The sequence below is a fragment of the Brevibacillus formosus genome, from assembly GCF_003013405.1.
In the GTDB taxonomy this organism is placed as follows: Bacteria; Bacillota; Bacilli; order Brevibacillales; family Brevibacillaceae; genus Brevibacillus; species Brevibacillus formosus.
The window spans coordinates 18,727-30,758 of record NZ_PXZL01000032.1; the positions used below are offsets into that span (position 1 = coordinate 18,727).

At 48.3% G+C, this 12,032-nt stretch carries 13 protein-coding genes; 7 read left to right on the forward strand and 6 right to left on the reverse strand.

Translation table 11 applies throughout. The features are described from left to right. Positions 1-53: 53 nt before the first annotated feature. The 5 genes from C7R91_RS24680 (at position 54) to C7R91_RS24700 (ending at position 5,806) form a co-directional block, all read left to right on the forward strand. Positions 54-1,640 (forward strand): M4 family metallopeptidase, encoded by a 1,587-nt coding sequence (locus C7R91_RS24680; protein ID WP_047070567.1) that lies wholly within the window; start codon positions 54-56, stop codon positions 1,638-1,640. 137 nt (positions 1,641-1,777) lie between these two features. Then, positions 1,778-2,731: an aminoglycoside phosphotransferase family protein gene (locus tag C7R91_RS24685; protein WP_047070568.1), complete on the forward strand. Its 954-nt coding sequence runs from the start codon at positions 1,778-1,780 to the stop codon at positions 2,729-2,731. 1 nt (position 2,732) lies between these two features. Further along, a complete protein-coding gene (locus C7R91_RS24690; RefSeq protein ID WP_047070569.1) occupies positions 2,733-3,167 on the forward strand; it encodes a hypothetical protein in 435 nt (144 codons plus the stop codon). 180 nt (positions 3,168-3,347) lie between these two features. Further along, positions 3,348-4,580, forward strand: coding sequence for a Zn-dependent hydrolase (locus C7R91_RS24695; protein ID WP_047070570.1), 1,233 nt, complete (start codon positions 3,348-3,350; stop codon positions 4,578-4,580). Between the two features lie 41 nt (positions 4,581-4,621). Then, positions 4,622-5,806: a M20 family metallopeptidase gene (locus C7R91_RS24700; RefSeq protein WP_047070571.1), complete on the forward strand. Its 1,185-nt coding sequence runs from the start codon at positions 4,622-4,624 to the stop codon at positions 5,804-5,806. 82 nt (positions 5,807-5,888) lie between these two features. Here C7R91_RS24700 and C7R91_RS24705 read toward each other — a convergent pair whose 3' ends face one another. The 6 genes from C7R91_RS24705 to C7R91_RS24730 form a co-directional block, all read right to left on the reverse strand. Beyond that, positions 5,889-6,359 carry a DinB family protein gene (locus C7R91_RS24705; protein WP_047070572.1) on the reverse strand — a complete coding sequence of 157 codons (471 nt, stop codon included), beginning with the start codon at positions 6,357-6,359 and terminating at the stop codon, positions 5,889-5,891. Positions 6,360-6,375: 16 nt separating this feature from the next. After that, positions 6,376-6,879, reverse strand: a complete 504-nt coding sequence (locus C7R91_RS24710) for a HugZ family pyridoxamine 5'-phosphate oxidase (protein WP_047070573.1) — start codon at positions 6,877-6,879, stop codon at positions 6,376-6,378. A gap of 17 nt (positions 6,880-6,896) precedes the next feature. After that, the gene (locus tag C7R91_RS24715) at positions 6,897-7,676 is read right to left on the reverse strand and encodes an ABC transporter ATP-binding protein (protein WP_047070574.1); all 780 of its coding nucleotides are present in this window, start codon (positions 7,674-7,676) and stop codon (positions 6,897-6,899) included. A 1-nt stretch (position 7,677) separates the two neighbouring features. Then, on the reverse strand, positions 7,678-8,673 hold the full coding sequence (locus tag C7R91_RS24720) for a FecCD family ABC transporter permease (RefSeq protein WP_047070575.1): 996 nt from the start codon (positions 8,671-8,673) through the stop codon (positions 7,678-7,680). Positions 8,674-8,685: 12 nt separating this feature from the next. Beyond that, positions 8,686-9,681, reverse strand: a complete 996-nt coding sequence (locus tag C7R91_RS24725; RefSeq protein ID WP_047070576.1) for a helical backbone metal receptor — start codon at positions 9,679-9,681, stop codon at positions 8,686-8,688. Between the two features lie 307 nt (positions 9,682-9,988). Further along, a complete protein-coding gene (locus tag C7R91_RS24730; protein WP_047070577.1) occupies positions 9,989-10,588 on the reverse strand; it encodes a MerR family transcriptional regulator in 600 nt (199 codons plus the stop codon). A gap of 272 nt (positions 10,589-10,860) precedes the next feature. Here C7R91_RS24730 and C7R91_RS24735 point away from each other — a divergent pair, with 272 nt between their 5' ends. Further along, a complete protein-coding gene (locus tag C7R91_RS24735; RefSeq protein ID WP_047070578.1) occupies positions 10,861-11,052 on the forward strand; it encodes a DUF2642 domain-containing protein in 192 nt (63 codons plus the stop codon). A gap of 133 nt (positions 11,053-11,185) precedes the next feature. Continuing rightward, positions 11,186-11,881 (forward strand): metal-dependent hydrolase, encoded by a 696-nt coding sequence (locus tag C7R91_RS24740; protein ID WP_047070579.1) that lies wholly within the window; start codon positions 11,186-11,188, stop codon positions 11,879-11,881. The last annotated feature ends 151 nt before the right edge of the window (positions 11,882-12,032 follow it).

Sequence of the window (12,032 nt, forward strand, 5' to 3'; positions counted from 1 at the left end):
ACAACTATGAATTTACATAAAAAACAGTAATTACCAAGGAGGAGTTAACAAGTATGAAGAAATCGGTTTTTGCAGTAACACTCAGCTTCGCATTAGGTACCACTACATTCCTGCCGCTAGCTGCGCAGGCAGAATCCGAAAGCATCATCTATAGCGCTGAGTGGGATACCCCCGAATTTATCGGAGAAGAGTTCGAAGCAGAAGATCTGGATGGCGAAGACAAAGTTTGGGGATTCCTGGAGCAACATCAAGAGTCCTTCCGCATTGATGGAGATGTGAAAGATCACTTTAAAGTGTTAGATGAAGTGACAGACAAAGAGACAGACATGACTCACTATCGCGTACAAGAAATGTACGAGGGCATCCCGGTCTATGGTTATCAGCAGACGATTCACGTAAACGAGGATGGAAATGTAACGGCATTCCTCGGGAACTACGCGCCTGACCTGTCAAACAATGATAAGCTGACGAAAAAACCAAAACTCAAGGCAGATAAAGCGGTTAAAGAGGCTATCAAGGATTTGGAGGATGAAATTGACGAAAAAGTGGAGAAGTTCGAGGTGAAACCAGAAGGGAACCTCTACATCTACATCCACGAAGATGAATCCTATTTGGCTTACGAAGTGGAGCTGAATTTCCTCGATCCGCTGCCAGGCCGTTGGAAGTATTTCATCGATGCAAACACTGGTGACGTGATTAACAAATACAATATGCTCCATGAGATTACAGGGACGGGCACAGGGGTACTAGGTGATTCCAAATCGTTCGAAGTAACGAAAGTAAGCAATACCAACTATACAGCGAAAGATACGACTCGCGGCAAGGGAATTGAGACGTACACTGCACGGAACAGATACACCCTCCCAGGCACTCTTGGCTCTGATACCGATAACAAGTGGACAGATGGAGCACTTGTTGACGCGCATGCCTATGCACAGGCAACCTACGATTACTACAAAAACGCTCATAACCGCAACAGCTATGATAACAATGGTGCGAAATTGATCTCCACTGTCCATTACGGTACCAACTACAACAACGCATTCTGGAACGGCGTGCAAATGGTTTACGGGGATGGAGATGGAAGCGTGTTCCGCCCATTGTCCGCTGGCTTGGATGTTGTCGCACATGAATTAACACATGCCGTTACAGAAAAAACAGCGAATCTGATCTATCAAAACGAGTCGGGTGCGTTAAATGAATCCATCTCTGACATCTTCGGAGCAATGATTGACAACGATGATTGGCTCATGGGTGAAGATGTATACACGCCAGGAACGCCTGGAGATGCACTGCGCTCTCTCAAAGATCCAACCATTGCTGGCGATCCTGATCACTACAGCGATCGATACACAGGTCCAAATGACAACGGAGGCGTACACACGAACAGCGGTATCAACAACAAAGCGGCATACCTCCTCGCAGAGGGTGGCTCACACCATGGTGTAACGGTTACAGGCATTGGTCGCAATGACACAGCAAAAATCTACTACTACGCTCTAACAAACTACCTCAATCCAAACTCTAATTTCTCCGCTATGCGACAAGCAGCTATTCAATCCGCAACAGTTCTTTTCGGTGCTAATTCCCAACAAGTAGAATCTGTAAAAGATGCGTATGATGCAGTTGGTGTGCAATAATCACTAAAGTATTTTGCGACACGAAATATTTGTCATACTATTAAAAATTGTCTTGCTCCTATTGTGGGGCAAGGCAATTTTTTGTATGTTATTGGTAATTTACCTTGTGTGTATATGGAGTTAGAAAGGAGTATCTCATGGATCATTTAAAAAACATAGTGAGACACCATTATGATATAGACGCTGTTGATGTTACCCCTCAGCAAGGGGGATGGGCGGCGCTAGCTTATAAAGTCATTAGCCACCAGCACTCCTATTTCTTGAAGGTCTATGAAAAAAGCAGAGCATCTACGCCCAAGTGGACAGCGCTAATTGATAAATATGTCCCCATTATCCAGTGGCTATCACGCCAGACCAAACTACATGGCAAACTTCCAGTTCCGCTGCTGACTAGAAACGCAGCATATAAACACGAAGACGACATGGGCATCTATCAACTGTTTTTATATATTGAGGGGAAAACCATTGGGAGTCAAGCATTGAGCTCGATGCAAGTTCGCCAGCTGGCAGAAATCATAGCGGAGTTACATTTGTACGGGGAAGAAATCCCGGTCAGTACGGCTGCAATCAAGGAAGACTTCCGCATCCCATTTGCCGAGCAGTTTCGAGAAATGCTGAACGAAGATATCCATCGTCTGCCTGATGATGTGGATGAAATCGTCAAACCTTTTGTAAACGTACTAACTGGCCGCATGAATAAGTTGGAGATGATTGCAGAGGAATTACGAGGCAGTGAGGTGAAAATGAAGCTTTGCCACACGGACATTCACAACTGGAACCTGATGCAATCTGGCCAGCAGCTCATTCTCATAGACTGGGAAGGATTGAAGCTAGCCCCGGTAGAAGCCGATCTGATGTTTTTGGTAGATCAGCCTTTTTTTGAGGAGTTTATGGCTACCTATCGGAAGACACATACAAATTATGTGATCAATCGACAAACGTTGGAATTCTATCAAATCCGGCGTAGGTTGGAAGATATATGTGAACTGCTAGAGCAGATCTTGTTTGATGAGCAAGAAGAACAGGATCGAGTAGAGACGATTGGGCATTTGAAAGGGGAATTGAGTAAGGTTGATAGGGGGGAGGCTTAACATGATAGACGTTCCTTACCTGAAGGAGTTATTCCTAAACAGAAGGGAGGATCTTCAGCTCAGATTGGGTGATATTGGTGATTTGCTCGAGTATGGAAACCCTAATCGGAATGACGTTATAGCCTTTACAGAATATGCCTTAGAAATTGCGATTGCTGAAGAGGACTTCGGTGTAAAGGAAAGTTTGTTTTATCTACTCATGAATGCAGTAACATTTCAAGGAGTCGCAAGAAATGTAGAATGGGAGCCATTAGCAGATGTTCTGCCAACACTAGACGAGGCTATCCTTGATTATGCATTAACCATTCTTGGTTGTTCAAAAAACCGAAAATTTATAAAAGTAATTGAGCCGTACTTACATTCCCCTACTGAAAGTATTAGGCAAGTTGCCGCAGAAGCTTTGGAGGAAATCAATTATAACGTAGAAGAATGTTGAGGTTTATGGCGTTTCAGACACTTTCGAGAATCTTTAGGAATATAGGCAGTTTTTCATTCTACGGGACTTTTAGGGGGCCTCGGCTGCCTCCTTTTCAAAATAGACAGACTATTATACAATTAAGGACATAACCGTTAATCAACCGTTATTGGCTCTACATAGAAGGGGGAGTGGCGCGTCATGATCAATTCGGATCGATTGTGGGATCGATTGGGACAGCTTGGCAACATTGGGAAGCAAGAGTCGGGCGGCATCACGCGGCTGTCTTTTACGCCTGAAGAACGGGCAGCAAAAGATCTCGTCACAGGCTTTATGAAGGAAGCAGGTCTCACCGTTCGCGAAGATGAGGTTGGGAACTTGATTGGCCGAAAAGAAGGGAAAAATCCGACCGCTCCTGTCGTTTTGGTTGGCTCGCATATCGACTCCGTGCCAAATGGCGGCGATTATGACGGCCCGCTTGGCGTGCTGGCTGGCGTAGAAGCTTTACAGACAATGCAGGAACAGGGAATCGAAACAGAACATCCGATCGAGGTCATCGCGTTCACGGATGAGGAGGGAACGCGTTTTGGTTACGGGATGATCGGCAGTCGCGGTATCGCGGGTCTGATCAAGCGTGACGAGCTGGAACAAGCAGACCAAAACGGAATCACGATTGCTGAAGCTATGCGGCAAACAGGGCTTGATCCGGACCGCACCAGTCTCGCCGCGAGAACTCCTGGAAGTGTGAAAGCGTATGTGGAGCTACACATCGAGCAAGGCAAGGTACTGGAGAGCCGCGGGCTATCTGTCGGAATCGTGACAGGAGTGGCGGGCCCGCTCTGGTTGAATTTCGTGCTAGAGGGAGAAGCCGGCCATGCCGGGGCAACACCGATGAATTTGCGCCGTGATCCGATGGCAGCAGCCGCTCAAGTGATGCTTGCCATTGAGGAAGAAGCAGGACGGACGGGAACCAGTGTAGGGACAGTTGGACGGCTGCAAGCATTCCCGGGCGGAGTGAATGTCATTCCAGGGCGAGTCGAGTTTTCGCTTGATTTGCGCGATGTGGACGAAGCGATCCGCGATGAAGTGGAACAGCGCATTTACGAACGGGCAAAAGCGATTTGTGCTGAGCGCAATGTGACGTTGAAAGTAGAGCTGCTGCAACGCATAGCTCCTGCTGTATGCTCGGACGATATCCAGCATGCTGTAGCCGAAGCTTGTGAGGCAGAAGGCTTGGAAGCATTTAGACTGCCGAGTGGCGCAGGGCATGATTGCATGCAGCTGGTTGAGCTGTGCCCGGTTGGCATGATTTTCGTTCGATCCAAGGATGGCATTAGCCACAACCCGGCAGAGTTCACGACAAAAGAGGATTGTGCGAACGGAGCACAAGTACTGTACCGCACCGTTTTATCCTTAGGCAAAATAGGCATATGAGATAGTAAGTGGGGAATCCCGTAAATCAGGAGGAGAGCGGCATGACAGCAACAGCAGTGGGAACACTTAATAAGGCGGTCGAAGATATCAAGGATCAGGTAATTGCGTGGAGACGGTATTTGCACGAAAACCCTGAATTATCCTTCCATGAAGAAAAAACAGCACAGTTTGTATACGAGACATTGCTTTCTTTTGGCAATCTGGAAGTGTCCAGACCGACGAAAAACAGTGTGATGGCCAGATTGATCGGTTCCCAGCCCGGTAAAGTACTTGCCATGCGTGCTGACATGGACGCATTGCCGATTACGGAAGAGAATACGTTTGAATTCGTATCGAAAAATCCTGGCGTCATGCATGCGTGTGGACACGACGGTCACACTTCTATGCTGCTCGGAACGGCAAAGCTGCTGTCCGGGATGAAGGATCAGATCAAGGGAGAGGTTCGGTTCTTCTTTCAGCACGCGGAGGAAGTATACCCGGGCGGAGCAGAGGAAATGGTACAGGCAGGCGTCATGGACGGCGTAGACATGGTGATTGGTACGCATCTGTGGTCGACGATGGAGTTTGGGACAGTAGGTATCTGCCCAGGTCCAATGATGGCAGCACCTGATACGTTCTGGATCACTGTTCTTGGAAAAGGCGGACATGCGGCGCTCCCGCATGAAACGATCGACAGCATCGCGATTGCCGCACAAGTAGTGACTAACCTCCAGCACATCGTATCCCGCAATGCGGACCCGCTCGATAATCTGGTTCTCTCTGTCACACAATTTGTGGGGGGAACAACACATAATGTTATTCCAGGGGCTGTAGAGATTTGCGGGACAGTCCGCAGCTTTGACAAAAATTTGCGCGAGTCTGTTCCGGGACTCATGGAACGAGTGATCAAGGGCATTACAGAAGCACACGGCGCAGGGTACAAGTTCAAATACGAATTTGGCTATCGCCCGGTTATCAACGATGCCGAAGTGACGAAATTGATGGAAGAGGTCGTCGAAGAATCACTGGGAGCAGAATGGGTAGAGCATATGCGTCCAACCATGGGTGGCGAGGATTTCTCCGCCTTCCAGCAAAAAGCGCCAGGCTGCTTCTTCTACGTCGCTGCCGGAAACAAAGAAAAAGGCATCACATATCCGCACCACCATCCACGCTTTACGATCGACGAGGATGCACTTGAAGTCGGCGTGAAAATGTTCGTCAACGCGGCCAGAAAAATCGTGATGTAACCAGAGTGGCAGACATGCAGAAGAGCTTCCGGTCAAGAGAGACGGGAAGCTCTTTTTGGCGTGCGAAAGGCGGTATCCGACCTTAGTGGGTGAGTTCTTTTTCTTTGGTGTGAAATGATTTTTGAATCTGGGAAATTTGTCCGGCATGGATACCCGTGTGATACATGAGACGACCCAATGCTTCTAAAGGAGTAGAAGACCCCAATGGCGTTTCAACGGGCTTGTGCCAAGCTTCCTCCGGTAAGTCACGCATCGCATCGATCAAATGTTGGTTGGAAGCGGTCATGAAATCAGTGAGCTCTTGCAGGTTGGTAAATGTAACTTTGGTTCCGGCAGGACCGTTTTTCGTGAACAGTTCTACGCTCGCTGGGATGCTCCGACCGAAAAACCATTCGGCAAACATGTACTCGACCTCAGCGCTATGGCGCAGCATATATCCGATGGAGACAGCATTCATGCTCAAACGCAAATCTTGTTCGGGCAAGCTTTTCGCAGTCTTGTGAAAACGTTCCTGGATGGTGTTCCAAAGTGTCAATGCGGTTGAATAGGTCATGAATGGTGCCCCTCCGTTATTTTTGGGATGTGTGACCATCTCGGTTGACGTGGACAAATTTATCGGCTGTCAGGTCAATGTCGTAAGCCTGACCGAACCCAGCTACATATCGTCCCTCTGATGGGGTCAATTCGAACAAGGAAAAATCAAGGCCGTGCAGCATATCCATCATGTTTTTTCCAAATGATTGTGCAAACAACTCGAAAATCTCATCGTAACCGGCATTACCCAAATTCAAGGCCGAACACACGAAGCGGGCGCGCTGGCGAGCAAACAGATTGGTCGCTTTCGACTCGTCTTCAATGAGCATGACATCGACTGCCGGATTTTCTTCCATGTAGCGATAGTGATTCGCAATTTTACTAATGTAGATGTAGAACTTTCCATCGTATTTGACGAACGGGGCGTAGGAGAGAAACGGTTTTCCATGCTCGTCGACCGTGCTTAACATGAGTGTCTTCATGTTCGCAGCAAACGATTGGTACTGGGCCTTCATCGCTTCCTTATCCATCGCTTTCATACGAGCACCTCACTTGTTTAGTTTGCTTTTTTTAGTACGTGAATCCTTGGGCTAGAACTGTCTGGCATGTACTGAATCTCAGTTTCGACACCGTACACACTTCGAATTAGCTCCATCGTGAGCACATCTTGAGGTTTTCCAAAAACACGCAGGCTTCCGTCTTTGATCACACAAATTTTATCGCTGTAGGCGCTGGCGTGATTCAAATCATGCAGAACCATGACAACCGTCAGCTTCAAATCCTGATTCAGCTTGCGAACGAGCTCAAGCACATCCAGTTGATGGGCGATGTCCAAATAGGTAGTTGGCTCATCGAGCAACAAGATTTTCGGGCGTTGGGCCAAAGCCATCGCGATCCAGGCACGCTGTGCTTCCCCGCCAGACAGAGAGACGAGGTAGCGGTTCTTGTAGCTGAGCATACCGGTTTGTTCCAAAGCCCACGCTACGATCTCATAGTCTTCGCCACTCAGGCGCTCATACCATTTTTTATGGGGAATGCGACCGTATCCGACTAGCTCTCCTACAGTTACGTCTGAGGGGCACGTGTTGGATTGGCAGAGCATGCACATGATGCGAGAGATTTGCTTCATACTCAGGCTGTTCAATTCTTGATCCGCAATACATACACGACCGCTTTCACAAGGAATCAGCCGTGAAATCGCTTTGAGAATCGATGATTTTCCTGAACCGTTTGGACCGATGATCGAAACAACCTCCCCTTCTTGGATATCGAGGGAGAAGTTATGGACAATTGTACGCGGACCGTAGCTGATGTTCAACGATTGCACCTGTAACATGTCATATGCCCCCTTTTCGCATCAAGTAAAGGAAGTAGGGTCCTCCTACGATAGCCATCACAATCCCGGCAGGAATCTCCAAAGGAGCGAATGCAGTTCGACCAAACGTATCGGCAACAAGCAAGACAAGAGAGCCAAGCACGAGGCTAAACGGCAAGCTCAGACGGTAATCAGAGCCGACGAGCATGCGAGCCATGTGCGGCACGACTAGTCCGATAAACCCAACAAGGCCGACAGTCGATACCGAAACAGCTGCCAGATAGACCGCGATGATAGAAAGAGAGAAGCGCAGGCGATGCAAGTTTTGCCCTAAATTGTGAGCGACTTGTTCTCCGAGGCGTAAAATGTTTGCCTGCCTGATCGATAGAAGGGCTGCGACCCACCCGACGATTGAGTAGGGAAGCATCATCATGACATCGCCCATGCCTTTTCCGGAAAGGCTGCCATTCATCCATTGTAGCGCACCCGGCAGCTTGTCACTGTACAGGATGGACAATAACCCGATTGCGCCACCGAAGACAGCGTTGACGGCAACCCCGGATAATATGATGCGAACAGGTGCTAATCCGCCCTGTTTTTTCCAAGCCATGGAATAGACCATTCCTGCTGCTACTCCGCCTCCGATGATGGCAGCTAGGGGTATCAAGTAAGAATAGTCGGGCACGACCAGCATGATGAACAACACCGTAACGGCTGCCCCGCTGGATACTCCCGTCAAGCCTGGGTCGGCAAGCGGATTTTGCATGACTGCTTGCAGCAGGGCACCCGATGCAGCGAGATTGGCACCGATCAATAGTGCGAGAAACACACGCGGAATCCGGATATCCCACAGGATGGTTTGACTGGCGGCATCGCCGTGTCCGAGGATGGTTTCAATCGTTTCGGCAAGCGTGAGGCGCACGCTCCCCAGACCAATGGAGAGCAGTACAGCTACAACGAGCATGATGCAAGCTGTCACCAAGAGAGCTGCTTTCCTGTTCGGAATGTGCTGGGTCACTGGAAAAACTCCTTATTCGTTATACAGGATGTTTGCGAGCTCCTCGTAGGCAGCGGGGACTTTTACTAAAGAGGCGATCCCGAAGGTGCTGTAATCGAGTGCTTTCATTTTGCCATTTTTGAATGCGCTCAGTTTTTCCCATGCGCCGTTTTTCTTCACGTCTTCTTCGAATTTTTTGGTCACTGCGCTTGGATCGCCATGCGCTACCAGTAAAATGACATCGGGATTGGCAGCTACGATCGATTCCATGTTGAGCGGCACGTATGTTTCGGTTTGTTTCAGGACATCGGAAGCGACGTTGGATGCGCCGAGATTGTGGGCAAGGCTTCCGACAAATGTATTTTCATTCATGACCATAAGGGCTTCGGCTGAACCGAACAAGAACAATACTTTGGGAGCGGGTTTCCCTTTTGTTGCGTCTATGATGGTTTTTTCTTTTTCCATGATGGATTGAAGAAACGCTGTTGATTTCTCCTCTTGTTTGAACAGGCGTCCGAGTACGACGGTAGATAGCTTGAGCTCGTCGATTGAGTCTACAGGCAAGTACGCAGTAGGCAGCGAGGCCGGCTTGAATTTTTTATCGACGCTCGATTGGATTGACGTAGGGCCAAGAATGACGTCAGGCTGAAGCTTCGCGACCTGCTCCAAATCAGGCTGGTGAGAAGTGCCGATACGAGGAACATTGTCGAGGGAGACTGGCAGCTTGCTGCTTGTCGTCGGTACGCCAACAGGAGTGACACCCAGTTCGTTCAGAATCTCTGTAATCGCTACGGAAACGGTCACGACTTTGGTAGGTGGCTGTGTTTTGAATTGGGTGAGTAGTTCTTCTACTTTCTTTTCATCTACGTTGATTGTGTGAACGGCTTGTTGAATTGATGCCGACGAGTCCGACTGTGAGCTGGTAGCAGCTTGTTGTGTGGCAGCTTCGGGGGACGCGGAATTGCTGCATCCAACTACACCTGTCAGTAGCAAAGCAATCATCCCGGTTTTCCATCCTGCGTGTTTCAATGTACGTAGCCTCCTGAAAATTTATGATAATGAGAATCAATCTCCGTTGAATTGATTTTGATTATATAGAGAATGATTACTATTATCAATAAGAAAATTCCATAGAAAAGAATGGCGAAAACAGGAGAAAAACCGTGGAAAAAGAGGAAAAGTAGAGGCGTTTTGTGGTAAGAGAGAAGGCTGCCCGGAGCAACTGGATGGAGCGTTTATCCTGTGGATCTGGCCATTTCGTAAGCGGGACGTCCGGGCATCCTTAGTCAGCTGGAGCGAGAAAAAAAGAAGGCGACAATTGATAGCTTGCAACCGTCTAGCGAATCCGAAAAAGCTTCTGCCAAATCGTTGTTTTCCGTTCGGCGTCTTTGATTTTCGCTAACTCGATTTTGGCATCCATAATGTCATTCATTGCTTTGGTCAAGCGGCGATCACGTTCCTTCAGGTTATTGGTAATATAGGTTTCCTGCTTTTCTACACGTGCTAACAGCGCTAAGTAGGCGGCGTCCTGTTGCTGGACATGGGAAGCCAAGGCATGCAGCTTTTCATCCAGCTCTTCAAGGGCAACAGTATGGTTCACAGCCGGATGCGAGGAAATATGGGCAGGGGGAAATGCAACCGCAACGGCCGTTTCCTTTCGGGCAGGTTCAGGTGAGCTTTGCGTAGCAACCATTCGGGCAGCTTCATCTTGCGGAATGAGTTGATCCTTTGTTAAGCTATAGAACCGCTGAAGACACGTAATATCTACCTGCCTGTACTCCCGACGATTCTGACTATCCCGTAAAAACCAGTAGCCGTGCTGTTCTAAGAGCATGCTCCACTTGCGCAAGGTGCTGGCCCCAATACCTAACAGTCCCGCAACTTCTCTGCCACTGTATGTTCTCTCCCGTGCCAATAACTCGATAACCTCTCCCATGGAAATCCCTCCTCTGGCATAAATCCGCTCATCTCTTGCTATACCGTTTCTGTACTGAAAATGCTTTTCCTTTTGGAATCGTGCGACAAAATCTCACAGTGTTCGTAAATGGCGCAGTATTTTGGCGTAAATTTGCCATCAGACGACAAAGTTGGATAAAACTATGCGGACAAATGACGGACGGGTACAAGTACATTTTCTCTTTCACTCCGCATGTGCTCAGTAGGGCTGTGCCAAATGTACATAGGATGCAAGAGAAGGAGGGATTAACCATGGCATTCAAAGACCAGGTAAAAAAATTCGAAGGTAGAAATGTTAAGGTTGAAACCGTAGACGGCACTTTTTTCGGTAGATTGGTAGAAGTAAAATCGACCACGATTATTTTGCGGGAGAACAATGGGAACCGAACCATTATTCGTGATTCGAAGATTGTTGCCGTTACAGAACATGACGGCGATTGTTAAGTTCTAACCATATAATATTAGGAATTGTTTCTCAGGCTGTCGAGTGATCGACGGCCTTTCCTATTCTTTACACCCTGCGGCATGGTAACATATAAGGGACTGAAAAAACGCTGCGAATAGAGGGGGTACCACTATGTTGGATATTCGGTTTCACGGACATTCTTCCGTGCAGGTAACAAGTGAAGGGCATTCGATCATGATTGATCCATTTATTTCAGGAAGCCCGATGGCAGCAACCAAGCTGGAAGACATCTCGGTTCAGTACATCCTTCTGACACATGGACACCAAGATCATATTCTGGATGCGGTAGAGTTGGCCAAGCAAAACGATGCGACAATCATTGCAACCCATGAGCTTGCTACCTATTTGAGCTGGCAGGGAGTCAAGACCATTTCGATGAATCTGGGAGGCTCTATCAAACTTCCATTTGGAAAAGTGAAAATGACTCAGGCGTTCCACAGCTCCGGTGTCGTGCTGGATGATGAGAAACAAATCGTGTACATGGGAATGCCAGGGGGCTTTGTGATCGAGCTGGGTGGAAAAACGATTTATCACGCAGGCGATACAGGACTGTTCGGTGACATGAAGCTAATCGGAGAGCGCCATAACATTGATTTGGCTTTCCTGCCGATTGGAGATGTGTTCACAATGGGACCTGAGGATGCACTCGTGGCTGCCGAATGGGTACAAGCCGATTTTGTCGTGCCCATTCATTATAATACATTCCCGCCGATCAAACAGGACGGGGAAGCATTCGTAGCTGAGCTGGCTGAGAAAGACATCAGAGGCAAGGCATTGAAGCCAGGGGAGACATTGCATCTGCCATAGCACGATCTCGATACATATGACCGCTAATCTACGTAGGTTGAGATTAGCGGTTTTTTTATGGGGTTCTATGTATGTGGCTGCGGTGGGGAGAAGAATATTTCCAGACTAGGCTCCAGGCTCCGTCCTGCTGGGGGTTGAGACTGTCCGCTCC